8 protein-coding genes are annotated in these 17,529 nt (G+C 61.4%); all 8 read right to left on the reverse strand.

Features of this window, described 5'->3' with window-relative positions; all coding sequences use genetic code 11:
• Positions 1-4: 4 nt before the first annotated feature.
• Positions 5-8,674 carry a GH36-type glycosyl hydrolase domain-containing protein gene (locus FQ187_RS24255; protein ID WP_149631447.1) on the reverse strand — a complete coding sequence of 2,890 codons (8,670 nt, stop codon included), beginning with the start codon at positions 8,672-8,674 and terminating at the stop codon, positions 5-7.
• A gap of 491 nt (positions 8,675-9,165) precedes the next feature.
• Positions 9,166-10,338, reverse strand: coding sequence for an XdhC family protein (locus FQ187_RS24265; RefSeq protein WP_149631414.1), 1,173 nt, complete (start codon positions 10,336-10,338; stop codon positions 9,166-9,168).
• 134 nt (positions 10,339-10,472) lie between these two features.
• Complete coding sequence (locus FQ187_RS24270; RefSeq protein WP_149631415.1) at positions 10,473-11,861, reverse strand: amidohydrolase family protein; 1,389 nt, start codon at positions 11,859-11,861, stop codon at positions 10,473-10,475.
• Between the two features lie 12 nt (positions 11,862-11,873).
• Positions 11,874-13,229, reverse strand: coding sequence for a nucleobase:cation symporter-2 family protein (locus FQ187_RS24275; RefSeq protein WP_149631416.1), 1,356 nt, complete (start codon positions 13,227-13,229; stop codon positions 11,874-11,876).
• Between the two features lie 248 nt (positions 13,230-13,477).
• A complete protein-coding gene (locus tag FQ187_RS24285) occupies positions 13,478-14,515 on the reverse strand; it encodes a GTP-binding protein (protein ID WP_129443726.1) in 1,038 nt (345 codons plus the stop codon).
• Positions 14,512-15,123 (reverse strand): UbiX family flavin prenyltransferase, encoded by a 612-nt coding sequence (locus tag FQ187_RS24290; protein ID WP_149631417.1) that lies wholly within the window; start codon positions 15,121-15,123, stop codon positions 14,512-14,514. The genes FQ187_RS24285 and FQ187_RS24290 overlap by 4 nt, the downstream gene beginning before the upstream one ends.
• Positions 15,120-16,505: a UbiD family decarboxylase gene (locus tag FQ187_RS24295; RefSeq protein ID WP_149631418.1), complete on the reverse strand. Its 1,386-nt coding sequence runs from the start codon at positions 16,503-16,505 to the stop codon at positions 15,120-15,122. Before FQ187_RS24295 ends, FQ187_RS24290 begins: the two co-directional genes overlap by 4 nt.
• A 117-nt stretch (positions 16,506-16,622) precedes the next feature.
• Complete coding sequence (locus FQ187_RS24300) at positions 16,623-17,528, reverse strand: amidohydrolase family protein (RefSeq protein WP_149631419.1); 906 nt, start codon at positions 17,526-17,528, stop codon at positions 16,623-16,625.
• Position 17,529: the final 1 nt, after the last annotated feature.

The following is a 17,529-nucleotide window of genomic DNA, read 5'->3' on the forward strand; positions in this document are numbered from 1 at the left end:
GTCGTTAAGAAGTTGATGTGACGTGCCCCTCATTACCCGCCGTAGATTTCGGGCAAGTCGCCACAATACGGTGTTCGATCCCATCGTCCAGCAGTCCTAACGTCGCATCGGTGAGTAGCGTGCCATCCAGGCTGAGTGTGCGTGTTGTGTCTTCGTTTTGGCGCACCTCTATGTGGTAGAGGGTTGCACCGAACCAGTAATGGAGGGTGAAACCCGGCCAATCGGCTGGCAGCACCGGTTCAATGCGCAGCGAGTTGGCGCAGCGTGTCAGTCCCAGTAGTGATTCGACGATCAGGCGATACATCCAGCCAGCGGAGCCGGTGTACCAGGTCCAGCCGCCGCGTCCTGTGTGGGGTGCAACCCCATAGACGTCGGCGGCCATCACGTAAGGCTCAACCTTGTACGTTTCGATTTGTGCAGCGCTGCGACGGCTGACGGGATTGATCATACGCAGCAGCTCCCATGCCTTGTCGCTGTCGCCAAGACGGGCGAAGGCCATACTTGCCCAAACGGCAGCGTGAGTGTATTGGCCTCCATTCTCGCGTACGCCGGGTACGTAGCCTTTGATGTAACCGGGATCGAGGGTTCCCTTGTCGAACGGCGGGTCCAGCAATAACACCACGCCGGTGTCGCGCCGGACCAAGTGCAGATCCAGTGAGTCCATGGCAGTTCGGCACCGTACCTGCGACGCGGCCCCGGAGAGCACCGACCAGCTTTGCGCGATGGAGTCGATACGACATTCCTCGTTACCCGCAGAGCCCAATACCTGGCCGTCGTCGAAGTAAGCGCGGCGGTACCAGGCGCCATCCCAACCCTGATCTTCCAGGCTCACACGTAAAGTCGCCGCCTGCTCAGTACAACGCTGGGCGAAGACCCTGTCGCCTTCCAGCTGCGCAGTACTGGAGAATTGCAGCAGCACCTCGTAGCCGAAGAAGCCAAGCCACACGCTTTCACCACGGCCTTGCTCTCCGACCCGATTCATTCCGTCATTCCAGTCTCCGCACCCCATCAACGGCAGCCCATGGGAACCGCGCTTGAGGCCATGCTCAATGGCGCGAACGCAATGTTGGTAGAGGCTTTCCTGGAGTTGTGAAGTGCCGGGCAGATCGTAGTAGGACTCTTCGCCAGCAGTGAGTGCGCGTCCCTCGATATAACCCACCACTTCGCTCAGTACGCTACGATCACCGGTGATGTACACGTAGCGGCTGGTTGCCAGGGGTAACCAAAGAAAGTCGTCGGAACAGCCCGTTCGCACACCCCGACTTTGCGGTGGATGCCACCAGTGTTGTACGTCGCCTTCAGGGTACTGATGCGCGGCGCAGAGCAACAGGTGGCGGCGCGCGGCAGCCGGGTCGGCATGGATCATTGCCATGCTGTCCTGCAATTGATCGCGAAAGCCAATGGCTCCGCCGGATTGGTAATAACCACTGCGCCCCCAGAAGCGGCACGCGATGACCTGATACATCAGCCAGCCGTTGACCAGCACATCGACGGCTGGATCGGGAGTCTGAATTTGTATGGCCCCCAAGGTCGTGCGCCAATGCAGACGCACAGCGTCCAGTTCGCCCGCCGAGGCCTTGGCACCGCGGTATTTCTGCACAAGGCGGGTGGCTGATTTGGCGTCCTGTTCGGCGCCGAGGCGGAACACTACGTCCTGGCTTTCGCCGTCCGCCAGATCCAGTGCGACCTGCATCGCTGCGCAGGGATCGAAGCCACCACCGCAGCGTCCAGACAGCCGAGCACGAGTCAGGGCTGCCGGCGCTTGCAGGTTCCCATTGCGGCCAAGAAATTCGGTACGGTCACCGCTAAAACTGCGCCCCGACGAATCCGTGTCGAGAAAGGCGACGCGCCCGGAGAACTCGATCGAAAAGGCGTTGCGCGCGAACAGCGCGCCACTGAATGGGTCCACCTCCGTGACCACATGCATGGCCGACTTGCTGCGCAAATCCCCCAGTACCCACTCCACGTAGCACGTTGCCGACAAACGCCGCGGTCGGCCGCTGGTATTGCGAATTTTCAGGCGCGAGAATTTGATCGGTGCATCCAGCGCCACATAGACCCACAACTCGGTATGGATGCCATCCTCTTCATACTCGAATACGCTGTAGCCGAAACCGTGGCGAGTACGGTAAAGGCCACTGCCCGGGCAGGGTTGCGGGGTCGGCGACCAGAAGTGCCCGGTATCTTCGTCGCGCAGGTACAACGCCTCACCGCTGGGGTCAGAGATCGGGTCGTTATGCCAAGGGGTGAGACGATATTCGTGAGCATTCTCGCTCCAGGTGTAAGCACCGCCACTTTCGGAAATCACCGTGCCGAATTGCGCATTGGCCAGCACATTGGCCCAAGGCGCTGGTGTGGGTTGGCCCGGGCGCAGGGTCACTACGTATTCGTGACCGTCCGGGCTGAAGCCACCGTAGGGATTGCTCAATATCAAGGCCGGGTCGGTTTGTGCGGAACAGACCACTGGTGGTTGCTCCACTCGCACAAGACTCGGTTCGAGCCTGGGGAGCAGAGGGTCCGCGCGGCGCCGATGGACCTGATCGGCCAGGCTGCCGTGGCCGTCATTGAGTACCAGACGGGCCACCGAGAGCATCAGCGTTCGGTCCTCGTTCGATAATTGCTGCGCCGGCCGCACAAAAATCCCGCCAGGACGGTCGACCAGACTCGCTTCACTGCCCGAGGTGACCAGTCCCATAATCAGGTCTTGCAGTTGCTGGCGATAGCCGGCCTGGTCCTCGTTCCAGATCACCAGATCTACCGACAGGCCTTTCTGACGCCAATAGGCATGAGCCTTGACCATCTGCTGTACAAACTCGATGTTGGCCAAGTCGCTGATCTGCAGCAGCACGATGGGCAAGTCACCCGATATCGCCTGGCCCCAGAGGCCGGACTGGTTGCGCCGGTTGGCCACCAGCACACCGCTCTCGGCCCGCAATGCGGCGTTGGCATAGATGATCGACGCGGCCATCTGTTCGAACAGACGTGCGTCGCTCAGTGAAGCGTTGAGCTGACGCAGCAGCACCTGGCTATGGGTCCAGGCCAGGTCAAAGACGCGATCCGCCAGATGACGGTCGCGGTACTTGTCGATCAGGTGCAGGCAGTTGTCACGGCTGTCGGCAAGGCCGGTCACCAGGTCGATGGTCGCCGTCTGACCGGGATCCAGGGTGATGCGACAACGTATCGATACAATCGGATCAAGTACCGGGCCGGCGGTTCCTGATAATTGTTCGACCTCATCGTCCATTGCCGCCGGGGCCACGACACTGCGCCCACGACCGATAAAGCGCGCACGGTCGGTCTCGTACGAGATCGCATCGACATCTACACCGTGCGCTGCCAGCAAATGACACATCCAGGGCACTGTTTCCTGGCTGGAGCGCGGCCGACGGGTGCAAATGATTGCCTGCAGCGGGCGCAACAGCTCGGTCTGCACGAACAGATTGCTGAAGGCCGGGTGCATGGCATCGCTGATGGCCGAAGCCAGCACTACCTCGGCGTAGCTGGTGAGTTCAATACTGCGGCGCGTTCGCGCGCGGTTGGTGATGTGCAAGCGGCGCAACTCGATGTCGTCTTCCGGCGATACGACGATTTCGGTATGGGTGTCGAAGTCTTGCTCACGCACACGGAACTCGGCACGGGCATCAGTGAAGATGGCTTCGTAGCTTTCCGGATGGCGCAATGTCGGTTGGTGCGCGGCGGACCAGAATGTGCCGCTTGCAACATCGCGCAGGTAGCAGAACATACCCCAGTTGTCGCAGGTGAAGTCTTCATGCCAACGGGTAACAGCAATTTCATTGCTGCGGCTGTAACCTGCGCCTGCACTGCTGACCATCACATGGTAGCGGCCGTTGGAGAGCAACTGCACCGCAGGGCGTTTGCGGTCAGGATCGGCAAAGACCCGCAGCTTGGTTTCACGTACTCGTGATGCATTGTCCACAACCGGCGCGTTCGAGGCATGCAGGTACTGTGCGGCGGTCTTCGGCACACGCTCCTGCAACAGCAGCGCGGTCGCCTGGAATTGCGGGTCGGATTCGAAACGTCGCTGCATTGGCCGGTCGAGTAGCAGGCAAGTCAGCGCCAGCATGCTCATGCCCTGATGGTGTGCCATGAAGGAATAGACGACTGCGCAACGCTGTCCGCGTTGCAAGCGCGCCTCTGTAAAGTCCACGGCTTCATACAGACCGTAGCGCCCGGCCAGGCCCAGTGCGGCAAGTCGCTGCAGGTTCCGGCACGAGGCCTCGGGGGCCACCATCAGCGCCAGGGCGCTGGCATAGGGGGCGACAACGGTGTCTTCGCCAAGGCCTCGCTTGAGACCCAGGCCTGGTACACCGAATGCGCGATATTGGTAGTTGAAATGAGCATCCTGAATGTTGTAACCCGACTCGGAAACCCCCCAGGGAATGCCCAACTGATTGCCGTACTCTATCTGCAAGGCGACTGCTGCGCGGCAGGTCTGGTCGAGCAGGGTGCCTTCATAGTTGGGCATTACCAGCATGGGCATCAGGTACTCGAACATCGAGCCTGTCCATGACAGCAGCACGGGTATGCCGCCGCTGCTGGTGAGCAGCCTTCCAAGGCTAAACCAGCCTTCTTGAGGTAACTGGCCTTGAGCGATAACCACATAGTTGGTCAGTCGCGCCTCCGAGGCCAGCAAGTCGTAATAACCTGTATCCAGCTTGTGCTCGCTGGCGTTATAGCCAATGGCGAAAAGATCGCGCTGGGAATCATAGAGAAAAGTGAAGTCCATGTCCGCCATGGTGTCGGCCAGATTGGCCAGGCGGGTGACCGAGGCAATGCGCTGTACAGCCAGGCGCTGCACGGACGTCACTTGAGCCTGCTGAGCCGGCAACCAGCGAGCGACATCGAGTTGAGCCAACTGGCGCCAGCTGAGTGCCAAGGGCTCTGCCCTGTCAATGGCGGGCGGCAGCCTGAAGCTCAGCAGTTCGGCCTGCAGATCCTGACATTGTGCACGCAGCGCCTCGAGCCAGAAGGCGGCTTCGCCGACCGTCGCCAAGTGGCTGAGGGCAGTGGGTGCACTCATTCGCTCCAGCAAGGTCAGGAGAGTCTCGGGGGCATCGTCAGGGCTTGAAACAACCCGGGCCTGCGCCACGAGCGCTTCGTCTTGCAGGGTTCGTACGTCGTGGTCGTCCAGGCCCGCGGCGAGGAGGGTGTCTTGCAGCACATCCAGGGTGTCGATAAGTCCGTTGACCACCCGCAGATCAAACAGTGGCGCATCAATCAGGTCCAACAGCCCTGGGCGCAAGGTCAGTAGCAGTCCTGCCAGATTCCCGCTATCTACCGTCGATACGTAGAGCGGTGGCAAGGGCTTGAGCGTCAAGGTGTCATACCAGTTGTAAAAGTGCCGGCGGTAGCTCTCCAGGCCGGCCATGCTGGACAAGGACTGATCGAGGCGCTCCAGCAACCGTCCACTACTCAGGTAGCCAAAGTCATGCGCGGCCAGGTGGGACAGCAGCGCCATACCCATATTGGTCGGCGATGTGCGGTGTGCAATGGCTGGGTGGGGCTGCTCCTGGATGTTGTCAGGAGGTAACCAGTTGTCGGCCGGACCGACGTATTGATCGAAGAATGCCCAGGTTTTTCGCGCCAGACATCGCAGGAAGCGCAGCTCCTGCGCTGAAGGATTGAACTTCGCCCGGGGGGAAGGCCGGCTGAGCCACCAAGCGACGGCCGGGCTCGTCAGCCACAGCAGCAAAAATGGTCCGGCCAAGGCGAGCACATTCGGAGTGGGTAGTAACAGTACAAAAAGGACCGTCGTCAGCACTGGGGCTATCCACATTGTGCGGTACAGCTCAGATAGCTTGTTGCTGTCGCTGCGTTCCACTTCCCGTGAAGGGTTCCACTGCAACAGACGACGCTTGCTGATCAGCATGCGCCACAGCGTACGGCCGATTGCATCCAGGCTGTATAAGGCTTCGAACGGCAGCCAAACCAGAGGAAGGACCGCCCGCGTAAAGTGTTGGCTGGAGGTGCCCAGAGCCGCTGTCAAATGCTGTTCGATCGGAACATCGACGGTTTTGTGCATGAGTTCCTGCAAAGCGCTCGACAGCGGTTGGATCAGTACCAGGATAAGCACCGCGAAGGTCCACGAACGCGGCTCCATTGCTCCAAGCCAGCCCCACAGCAACATTGTCAGGAAAGCGGTCGGCTCCAGACTGCGCCGGAGATTGTCAAAAATTTTCCAGCGAGCCACGGCGCAAAGGCAATTGCGCTCTAGCCCTCCACCAGCCTTGGGCGTCCAGGGCGTGACCCATGGCAGCAATTGCCAGTCCCCGCGAATCCAGCGATGCCGGCGCTTGACGTCGGTGCTGTAACGGGACGGGTATTCTTCGAACAGTTGCACGTCGCTGAGTAACCCCGAGCGGGCATAACAACCTTCGATCAGGTCGTGGCTAAGGATGCGGTTCTCCGGGAAACAGCCTTCCAGGGCGTGCTCGAAAGCATCGACGGCGTAGATCCCTTTGCCAATGAATGAACCGAGCTGGAAAAGATCCTGATAGACGTCCGAAACAGCGCGGGTGTAGGGATCGACGCCTGCATCGCTCCCGAACAGCCGGGCATAGGAAGAGCGTGCAGTACTCGGCAGACTGATGCCCACTCGCGGTTGCAAAATCGCATAACCGCTGCTGATATGGCCCTGATGCGGATCGAATACGGGGTGGTTTAGCGGGTGCTCCATCGCGCCGATGCATTGCTGTGCAACATCACGCGGTAGTTGGGTATCAGTATCGAGGGAGATCACGTAACGAACGGGAGTCAGTGCCTGGATATCGCCAACGATCAGTGAAAAGCACTCCTGGCCACGGCCCCGCAGCAGGGCGTTGAGCTCAGCGAGTTTGCCGCGTTTGCGCTCATAGCCCATCCAGGTCTGCTCTGCCTCGTTCCAGCGTCTTGGTCGGTGCAACAGGAAAAATCGGTCGTTGTGTGGGTCGGGGTATTTCTGATTTAACGCTTCTATCAGCCGCCGTGCCAGCAGCAGCAGGCTCGCATCCTGCTCCAGCTCCCGGGTGGGGGCATCCATGAAATCGGTGAGCAGGGCGAAGTGCAAATTGGCATCCCGATTGGCCAGGAAGCGTACTTCCAGGCCTTCGACCAACTCTTCGACATCTACGCAATGGGCTATCAGCGTGGGAATGACCACCAACGTGCGCGCTTGCACCGGGATACCCTGGCTGTAGTCCAGTCGGGGAAGAATGCAGGGGGGCATGGTGAGAGTGATCAGCCAATTGACCAGCCCGATGGCCAGGCGGCTGGACATTAGCAGCGTGGGTATCGCGAGCAATACCAGCAGGTATCCAGGCCTTGCGTCGCGATAAACGGCCTCAAGGAAAGGCCAGGCGAACAGCGTTGACAGGATCAGCACCGGACCCAGGTAGAAGGTCATCGGTGCGCGAAGCAGCAGGCGTGCCCATTGCTCGCCCAAGGGCACTCGAGCGGAGATTCGATGCTCGAGCTCATTGAGTCCAGGGCCCACCAGGTAGTAACCCACATGTCCGGCTACGTCGCCCTCGGGCGGTGGCCTTACCCGCGCATCGGCCAGAGCGATGGCCGCTTGCGCGACATTTTCTTCAGCCTGGTCACAGTTCTTCGCCAAGCGTTCGACCACATGCCGATAGTGATCGCGGGTGGCGAAATCCATCCGCGCGTAGATCCCTGCCGGGTCTGTGCGCAACACGTGCTCAACGTGACTCAGGTGCTCGACGAACTCCTTCCAGTCAGTGGCCGACAGCTGGCGCAAGCTGGTGATGCTGTTGCTGATGGACACCTGATCGGCTGCTTGCTGCTGGGCATCCACCTGCACCAGGCGTTCGATATTGAGTCCTGACTCGCTGAGCATCTGCTCGATCCAGGCCAATGGCAGTATCAGCGCGGCACTTTGCCCTTGTAGCCGTCGCGCCAGTTCAGCGACGAATGATGAGGTCATCGGTGGCCCCGAGCGCGCCATGTCAGCCACCGTCAGGACCACGCTTTTGGCATCGTGTTCGGCGGTTTCGATCAAGTGATCGGCCCAGTCATTGGCCAGGTTGCGGTCATCCCGGTTAGCCATGACGCGCGAGGCTACTCGCCGCAGATTCTCGATCAGTGCCAGACGCAGCATGATCGGAATCGCCCACAACTCGCCGAGCGTGAGTGGCGTGATCGTCTGATAGAACACTAGAAAACGGCTCAGACTCTCCCCATCGACCCTGCCGTCGCCATGTGAAATGGTCTCCAGAGCGATGTCGTAGACCCGTGGCAATCCGGCCGACGGGCCATCGGCCAATTGCGGCAACTCACGGCTGTAGCCTCGGGGTAAGTGAGACTTGGTGGTGCGGATTTGTTCTTCGACCAGGTAATAGTTGTCCAGCAACCATTCCGCTGCCGGTGTTGCACGCCGGGCGGACAACGGTGCAGCAGCGAGCGCCTTGCAGCTACTGGCTAGCGTCGCCTCGTTGTCGGCCAGGCGTGCCAGCAGCGAGTCTTTCGCTGTGCGGCCTCTAATACGGTGCTGTTGGGCCAGTAGTGTTCCATGGCTGGCCATCTGTTCGGCGCTGAACAACTCCGAGCGCAGCAGTGGTTCGTACTCGAATTTACGACGTGATTCGCTCCACTGGCGATAGTAAATGGCAGGCAGACGCCAGAACCGGAAGAAGACGTGGGTCCAATGACTGTCCATGTTCCCTTGCATGACGCCCTCGATGTATGGAGTGATGAGGGGGGAGGGCTCCCGACGCAGCTCGAGACCTGATGGCTGCGTCACGAGCACCTTGCAGCACACAACTACGGCACGCTTGGAGTCTGCCAAAGGCGCTAGCCGATGTCTGTATGCTAGCGAGCATAGCTGCGTCAGCGGCTGATCGGAATGTAATGTCCACCTAACTTGCGACATAACTGGCGTTGGCGTCAGACCGTCGCAGTGCAGGGCTTGAGAGCGCACTTCACTACGTCGCGCCGGCGGGGGGAAAAGAAGAATGCATTCAGCGCGGGATGCGCAATATCGCACCGTATCTAGCAAGCTCAAGGTCAGGTATTGGTTGAAGCCGGGCCAACTTAATTCCCTACCGGGACATGACCATCTCTTCCAGAATCTCCCGGGCAAGCCTGGCGACTGAATCAGCTCCGTGGTAATCCGATGGTGCCGAGAAACTGTCGCCGTTTGAAACCAGCTCAATCGACCGCTGCCGCTGCCGCTGCCTCCAACTTTTCACACACCAGCAAATCCACGTAATGAATCGGTTTGCTCCGATGCTTGAGCATCCCGCCGTTACGCAGATTCAACGCCGCCGTCATCTCCGCCAGAATCGAGAGCGCGACGCTTTCGGGCGCATCGCCGCCAAGGTCCAGGCCCATGGGGTAGTGCAGCTGTAGCAATGCATTCAGGGCAGGATTATGTTGGCGAATGTCGGTCAACAAGCGCTCGGTCCGCTCGCGGGGGCCGAGTTGGCCGATGTAGGCCGGTGCGCCTTGCAGCAATTGGCCGAGCCAGTGTCGGTCCTGGCGGTAGCTGTGCGTCATGACGGCCACCGCGGCCCCCTCGATCAACGGTCCGAGGACCATGGAGGCGTCGAGGTTCGCGACGATGACCGCATCGGCCTGCGGAAAGCGTTCAGGGCGGGCAAAGTGGCTGCGGCTGTCGATCACGCTGACGTGCCAGCCCAGTAGTTTGCTCATGCGCACCAGTGGCTGGGCGTCGTGGCCGGCACCGAAGATCACCAGGCGCGGGGGCGGAGCCACGTATTCGAAGAACACTTCGACTTCTCCACGGGCGTCGGTGTAGAGCCGCAGAGAGGATTTTTTCTCGGTGAGTGTTTTGCGCAGGTCTTTGCGGATGCTGCTGTCGAGTGCGCGATTGCGCAGCGCGGGGCCTGCGCCTGACAACACCCGATCGCCAACCCGCACTGACGTGTGGCGTGACGTGGCAATGATGGTCGCCATGGCCGCCGGTTGCAGGCTGTCACGCACCTGCCGCAACAGTTCGATGGCCAATGACGGGGTTTTCGCGCGCAGGCGTTCGAGCATGACGAAAACCGTGCCGTTGCAGCCGAGGCCGAAGGTCAGGGCGCTTTGCTCGTCGTCTTCATCCTCGGTAGCGCCGGTGCTGTAGCGGCGCACCACCGGCTCGCCGGAGTCGGTCAGCCACCAGGCTTTTTTGGCCAGGTCCTGTTCCAGGCATCCGCCGCTGACGGTGCCGACGGTTCGGCCGTGGAGGGGGATGAGCATGCGTGCGCCGGGGCGGCGGTAGGCCGACCCTTCGACCTTGACCACGGTGGCGAGGATGGTTTCTTCGCCTTGCCGGGCGCTGGTTTCAATGGCTTGGAGGAGGTCGTTGAGGCCGGACATGGTGTGTTTCCCGAAGGTTGGTGTGTAACGTGTTGGAGCCGGCTTGCTGATGAGGGGCCTTTGCACCTGGCACTGACCTTCAGGCCGTCATCGCTGGCAAACCAGCTCCCACATGGGGGGCGGGCGCGGTTAAATCAGTCGACGACATGCATCAACTGCTGCACCCCCTCCCACGCTTCAGCGCGCATGCGCTCCAGATCCAGCCCCGGAATCACGCCGTCGTCGACCACCAGCCGCCCCCCGACCATGCTGTACCGCACGGCAATCGGCTCTCCCGCGACCACTGGCGCCACCGCGATATCGTGGAAGCCAAAGAACCGTGGATGATCGAGGCCATAGATCACCAGATCCGCCGCCTGGCCTATTTCCAGCGTGCCGACCGAGCCCAGCCCCAACACCTGCGCGCCTCCGGCCGTACCCCAATGGATCACGTCTTCGGCCGTGGTGGCCGACGCACCTTGCTCCGCACGATGGATCAGCCACGCGGTATGCGCTTCACCGACCATACTCCCGGACTCGTTCGACGCCACGCCATCCACCCCAAGCGATATCGGCACCCCGGCCTCATACATTTGTGGTACCGGCGCGACGCCGCTGCCCAGCCGTGCGTTGCTCACCGGGCAATGAGAAATGCCGGTGCCGGTTTGCGCGAGCATGCGGATTTCCCCCGGCTGCAAATGCACCGCGTGGGCGAACCAGACGTCGGGGCCGAGCCATTCGTGTTCGGCGACGAATTCCACCGGGAGGCAGTTGTATTTCTCGCGACAAAAGTTGACGTAGTTCTGCGTCTCCGAAAGGTGTGTGTGCAAGCGCAATCCGAGGCCGCGAGCGGTGTGCGCAAGCTCGCGCAGCAAGGTGGGCGGCAGCGAGAACGTTGGCGTCGTCGGCGCCACCACCACTCGACGCATCGCATCCGGAGTGTCCTGGTGGTACAGCGATTTGAGCCGTTCGATGTCACCGACCATCTGCTCCAGCGACTCCGGTTGCAGCGCCGTTTTCGAGAACCCCGGATGAGCGCTGGCGGACTCCAGCGCGCCGCCCCGGCACAGCACAAAACGCATCCCGAACGCGTCAGCCGTGTCGAACAACAGGTCTCCGGTCTCGGTTGTGCCGTTGGCGTGATAGAGGTAATGGTGATCGGCGCAGGTTGTCACCCCCGACAGCAGCAGTTCGGCCATGCCTAATCGCGCGGCGATCTGCGCCAGTTGTGGTGTAAAGCGGTTGAGACGCGGGTAGGGCACGCTGGCCAGCCAGCCTTGCAGATCCTGATTCAACCCTTCGGGCACGGCTTTGAGCAGGTTCTGGAACAGGTGATGGTGGGTGTTGATCCAGCCGGGATAGACCACCGAGTTTCGGGCGTCGATCACTCGCTCACCGGGTTGCGCAACCAAGCCCTCGGCCATTTCGGCAATGCGACCGTTGACGATGCGGATATCGACGCTACCGGCCCGTGCACGCGTGCCGCGCAAGCCGGTCATCACCGCCACCGGGTTTTTGATCAGGATGTTTTGAAGTTGAGTCATGTGCTACTCCAGTCAGAGGCTGTGGGGCGCAGGCTTGGTGGCTGCGCTGTCGGGAACGCTGACGCCGTTGAGCGCGGCGTTGAGCAGCACCGACACCAGGCAGGCAATCACCACGCTGCTGTGCAGGAACGGCTGGGCCCAGTCGGGCATTTGCTTGAACAGGGCAGGCGCCAGCACCGGCACCAAGGCGGCGGCGATGGTGAACCCGACGATTAACACGTTGAAGCGGTTGCGCTCGTAATCGACTTTGGCCAGGGTCTGAATGCCCGCTGCGGCGACCACACCGAACATGGCAATCCCGGCACCCCCGAGGGCGGCGCTCGGCATCGACGCGATGATCGCCCCGGCCTTTGGCACCAGCGCCACGGAACACATCAACAAACCGCTGATCGCCACTACCCAGCGGCTGCGCACGCCAGTCAGAATCACCAGCCCGACGTTTTCCATGAAGGCAATGAACGGAAACGCTGCGAACATCCCGGCGATGGTGCTTGCCAGTCCGTTAGCCCGCAGGCCGTTGATCACCTGTTTTTCTTCCACCGGTTTGTCGACGATTTCGCCGATGGCCACGAACAGCCCCATGGACTCGACCATCTGCACAATCATCACCACCACCATGGTCGCGATCGGGATCAGGCTGAAGGTCGGCAGGCCGAAGTAGAACGGGTAGGGCACGGTAAGCCAGGGCGATTCCTGCACGCTGTGAAAACTGCCCATGCCCAGACCGTAAGCCAGTCCCGCACCCACCAGCATCCCGACCAGCACCGCCATGTTGCGCATCAGCGGGCTGCCATAGCGGTTGACCAGCAAAATGGTCGCGAGCACCACGGCGGCGACGGCCAAGTACGACGGCGCCCCGAAATCGCTGGCATTGCGGCCACCACCGACCCACTCATAGGCAATCGGGAACAGCTGTAAACCGATCACTGTGACAATGCAGCCGGTGACCACCGGCGGAAAAAACCGGCGCAATCGGCCCACGAACGGCGCGACGAGCATCGTAAAGATCCCCGCGCCGATCACCGCCCCGCAGACCCCGGCGAACCCCACCTCCGGGTTGGTCCCGATGGCGATGACCGGGCCGACACTGCTGAACGCCACGCCTTGCAGAATTGGCAGGCGCACGCCGAATTTCCAGAAGCCGACAGTTTGCAACAGAGTGGCGATACCGGAGCAGAACAGCGTGGTGCTGATCAGCACCACGGTGTCGGCCTGGGACATTTTCAGGGCGCTGGCGACAATCAACGGCACGGCGATGGCGCCGATGTATGAGACGGCCATGTGTTGCAGGCCAAGGGTGAGCATTTGGCGGACCGGCAGAATCTGGTCGACCGGGTGGACCGTGGAAGGGGTAGTGGCTGACGACATGGAGAATCACCTCTTGCTGTTTTTATGCTGTAGAGAGGGGCATTCGTTCTGATGCCAGGCCGCGACGGATTGAACACTGCGGTCCACTGTGGGAGCGGGCTTGCTCGCGAAAGCGGTGGATCAGGCAACGATGATGTCGACTGACCCACCGCATTCGCGAGCAAGCCCGCTCCCACAGGTTTTGCACCTGGCCTCAGGCATTTCGTACTGTGTTCCCGGAGCCGCCATCCACCGACTCCGGGCCTTGTTCAGCCTGCCAGGCAGGCGGCAAAGCCTTGGTTCAACGCCGCGCGGTCCAGGTCGCGGCCGATGAACACAATCTTGCTGGAGCGTGGTTCGGTGCCCCATGAGGTGGAGGCACGGAACTCGACGAGACTGTGCACCCCTTGCAGCACGTAGCGCTGATCCTGATCCACGACCGCCAACACGCCTTTCATGCGGTAAAGGTTGTCGGCCTGCTCGGTGCGCAGCGTGCTTATCCAGCGGTGGAACGCGCCCAGGTTCACCGCGCCGTCCACGGCGATGCCGACTGAAGACACGCTGGGGTCGTGGTCATGATCCAAATCGTGATGATGTTCATCGGCGTGGTGATCGTGCTCCGAGCCGATTTCCATCAGTTTTTGCGTGGACTCGAAAGCACCGATACCAAGGATCTTCGACAGATCGATCTCGGCGTAGCTGGAGGTCACCAGATCTGCGGTGGCATTGAGACCCCGGATCTTGCCGCGCAGCACCTCCACCTCGTCCTCGCTGACCAGGTCGATCTTGTTGATGACGATGCGGTCGGCACAGACGATCTGGTCCACCGCCTGGTTATCCACGCCATCCAGTTGCAAATCCTCCAGATGCTGGGCGATGTGCTTGGCGTCGACCATGGTCACGATGGCGTCCAGTTCCACTTCATCGGCAATCGGGTCGTTGATAAAAAAGCTCTGCGCCACCGGGTACGGATCGGCCAGACCACTGGTTTCGATCAAAATGTGATCCAGCCGCACCGGGCGTGCCACCAGTTCGCGGACGATGCGCACCAGGTCCTCGCGCACCTCGGCGGTGCAGCACACGCAGCCGTTGACCATCTCGTAGATTTCTTCGGTCTCGGAGCTGAGCACCAGGTCGCCGTCGATGCCGACTTCGCCGAATTCGTTTTCGATCACGGCAATCTTGCGGCCGTGGTTCTCCTTGAGGATGTAGTTGAGCAGGGTGGTTTTGCCGGCGCCGAGAAAACCGGTAAGGATGGTCACTGGAATTTTGCGGTTCGGGGCAGGGGCGTTGAATGGGCTGTTCATGCGAGCTCCTTTGTTGTTGCGAAATGGCCGGTGGCCGATGGGCCGGGTTCACCCCAGCGCAGCGCGGTCCCGGCGTCGAGGCCGAACAGGTCGAGGACACGGCCGAGGCTGTGATCGACCATGTGCGAAAGGGTTTGCGGGCGGGCGTAGAAGGCCGGAACCGGCGGGGCGATGATGCCGCCCATCTCGGTGACGGCCGTCATGTTGCGCAGGTGGGCGAGGGTCAGCGGCGTTTCCCGCGCCATCAACACCAAGGTCCGGCGTTCTTTCAAGGTGACGTCGGCAGCGCGGCCGATCAGCCCCGAGGAGGTGCCGGTGGCAATCTCCGCCAATGTGCGCATGGAGCACGGCGCGACCACCATGCCCAGGCAGCGAAACGAACCGCTGGCGATCCCGGCGGCTACGTCGTCGGAGCGGTGATAGTGGCTCGCCAGCGCGGTGACGTCCGCCAGTTTGTAGTCGGTTTCATGGGCCATGGTCAGCAGCGCGGCACGGCTGATGATCAGGTGGCTTTCGATGTTCAACTCAGCCAGCAACTCCAGCAGGCGCACGCCGTAGATGAAGCCCGACGCGCCGCTGATGCCGACCACCATGCGCTGGCGGTTCATGACTGATAGCTCTTCAGCAGGTTGCGTGCGCGCTCGACCACATCCTGATCCAGTTGCGCCTTGATCCCGTCGAACCCCGAACCGCGTGTGGCATCGAGGCCCATGCGCGACGTGGTGCCGTTGACCGAGGACGACGGGTCCAGCGGACTGCCGGGCAAACCGTCGATGACGAACATATCCTGATGCGGCTGAAAGTGCGTGGCCAACGCCCACAGCACTTGGCTGTCGTCGGTGATGTCGATGTCGCTGTCCACCGCGATCACGGTTTTCAAGTATGGGTCCCAGCCGAGCAGGGCGAGCATGATCTGCCGCGCCTCACCGTCGCGGCTTTGATCCAGCGCCACGTAGCAATGAAAGTGCGTGCCGGAGTTGGGGTAGTGCACGGCGGTGACGGCGGGGAAACGTGCCTTGAGTTTCTCGCTCATCTCCGCTTCCCGGGGCAGCCGCGCCAGGGTCAGGTGTTCGGCGTAACGCCCGCCGACCACGTCCACCAGCCAGGCGTCCTTGCGACGCATCAGGGTGTCGACCCGCAGCACATTATTGGTCGAACGGTCCGAGGAGTAACCGCTGAACTCGCCGAACGGACCTTCCTCGGCATAGGCCGCCGGGTCGATGGCGCCTTCCAGGACGAACTCGGCATAGGCCGGTACGCCGATGCCATAGCGCGGTGTTTTGACCAGCTCCAACGGTGCGCCGAACAGGCCGCCGGCCACTTCGCGTTCATCGCTGCCGAACGGTAAACGTGCTGCTGCGGCAAGCATAAACAGCGGGTGTGCGCCGACCACCATCGCCACGTGCAATTCTTCGCCGCGTTCGCGGGCGGTTTGCAGCATGCGCCACAGGTGACCGCGCGAATGCAGGCTGGTGGCGAGAGTCTGCCGGGCATGGCGCATCGAGCGGTGATAGCTCATGTTGGCGATGCCGGTGACCGGGTCTTCGGCAATGATGATGGCGTTGGTGATGTACGGTCCGCGATCACTGTCGAAGTGCTTGAGCATCGGCAGCAGCGCCAGGTCCACGGCTTCGCCTTCGAAAATCTCATCCAGCACCGGACCGGTTTCCACGTAGCGGGGCGCAATCGGATGATTGGCGCGGGTCTGGAAAGTCTCGTGCAACTGCGCCGGGGGGACGCCGAAGATCCGCGCGATGCGGGTCCGGGAAGCGAACAGATTGGTGGCCACCGGCACGCCGAGCGTGCCGACTTTTTCGCAGATCAGCAGCGGATCGCGACCTTGGGTGGCCAAGGCATCGACCAGGGCGGTGACGTCCTGGTCTGCCGAAAGCGATTGGTGAACGGTCAGCACATCGTCCGGGTATTGCCGGCGATAGGCGTCGATGAAATCGTGGAAGTCCTGGGTGTCGCCGAGCGTAGAGAGGGTCATGGTTTCACCTCGTAAAAAGCAGGCGCGCAGGGCTGAGGGCGACGCTCGATCGACAAGCCGTTGGCCTGCCGGTCGATCGAACGCCGGTTCTTCTGTACGCCTGAAAAGCTTCGGTTGTTACAGGTAAGTCGTGGTCAGACGAATGTCCGCCTCGATCAGGTCCTTGGGTGGCGGTGTCGGTTCGATGCCGCACAACCGGGCGATGTTGTTGCCCAGGTAGTCCTCAAGGTGATCCTCATCGATCCCCAAGCCCTGCGGTGCCGGCGAACACAGCACTTCCAGTTCCCGCAGCCACATGCCCGGTTCGTTCGGTGGCGAGTCGGTGCCGAAGACGATCTTGTTGCGCGGCAGCTCCTTGGCGAACTCGACGATCCGCGACTGGAAGCACCAGCCGGATTCGCAGTACACGTTCGGCGTGTCCATGGCCATCCAGAACGCTTCGAACGAGTAGTTGCCGCCGGTCTGGATGCCGAAGTGACCGATGATGAAGTTGACCATAGGGAACTCGCGGATGATCGGGTAGAACATCGTCGGGATGGTGTACGGGCCGTCGCCGGTGTGGATGAGCACCACGATGTTGTACTTGGCGCAGACTTTCATCGCCGGGCGCAGCCAGTCCAACGCGCGGTCCGGGCGATAGCCGTGCATGTTGGCGTGCAGCTTGAGCATCTTGAAGCCGTATTCCTTGATGTGGAATTCCAGCTCTGCTGCACCGTTTTCCGGTCCCCAGCGCGGGTTGAAGTTGAAGTTGCCGATGAAGCGATCCGGGTATTTCACGCAGAGCTCGGCGACGTAGGACATGTAGTCGCGCACGCCTTCGCGGCCCCGGCGGTTGCCGTCGCGGTAACCGGTGTTGCCCGGTGGCGGCTGGATGAAACCCATGTCGATGCGGCGCGGTTTGCCGTTGATCATGTACGGGCCGTCCATCAGCTTGAGCATGCGCTCGCCGGTAAACGGTTCACCGGTGTGGCGCCAGGCCTCATCGACCAGGTTGGTGGGGTGCAGATGGGTATCGATAATCATC

This window comes from Pseudomonas sp. ANT_J28 (assembly GCF_008370005.1).
Lineage (GTDB): Bacteria > Pseudomonadota > Gammaproteobacteria > Pseudomonadales > Pseudomonadaceae > Aquipseudomonas > Aquipseudomonas frigoris.

Bases quoted from the DNA above. Each gene is read 5' to 3' on its own strand.
- FQ187_RS24255 (WP_149631447.1), bottom strand. From the start codon at position 8,674: ATGGACAGTCATTGGACCCACGTCTTCTTCCGGTTCTGGCGTCTGCCT.
- FQ187_RS24265 (WP_149631414.1), bottom strand. From the start codon at position 10,338: ATGTCCGGCCTCAACGACCTCCTCCAAGCCATTGAAACCAGCGCCCGG.
- FQ187_RS24270 (WP_149631415.1), bottom strand. From the start codon at position 11,861: ATGACTCAACTTCAAAACATCCTGATCAAAAACCCGGTGGCGGTGATG.
- FQ187_RS24275 (WP_149631416.1), bottom strand. From the start codon at position 13,229: ATGTCGTCAGCCACTACCCCTTCCACGGTCCACCCGGTCGACCAGATT.
- FQ187_RS24285 (WP_129443726.1), bottom strand. From the start codon at position 14,515: ATGAACAGCCCATTCAACGCCCCTGCCCCGAACCGCAAAATTCCAGTG.
- FQ187_RS24290 (WP_149631417.1), bottom strand. From the start codon at position 15,123: ATGAACCGCCAGCGCATGGTGGTCGGCATCAGCGGCGCGTCGGGCTTC.
- FQ187_RS24295 (WP_149631418.1), bottom strand. From the start codon at position 16,505: ATGACCCTCTCTACGCTCGGCGACACCCAGGACTTCCACGATTTCATC.
- FQ187_RS24300 (WP_149631419.1), bottom strand. From the start codon at position 17,528: ATGATTATCGATACCCATCTGCACCCCACCAACCTGGTCGATGAGGCC.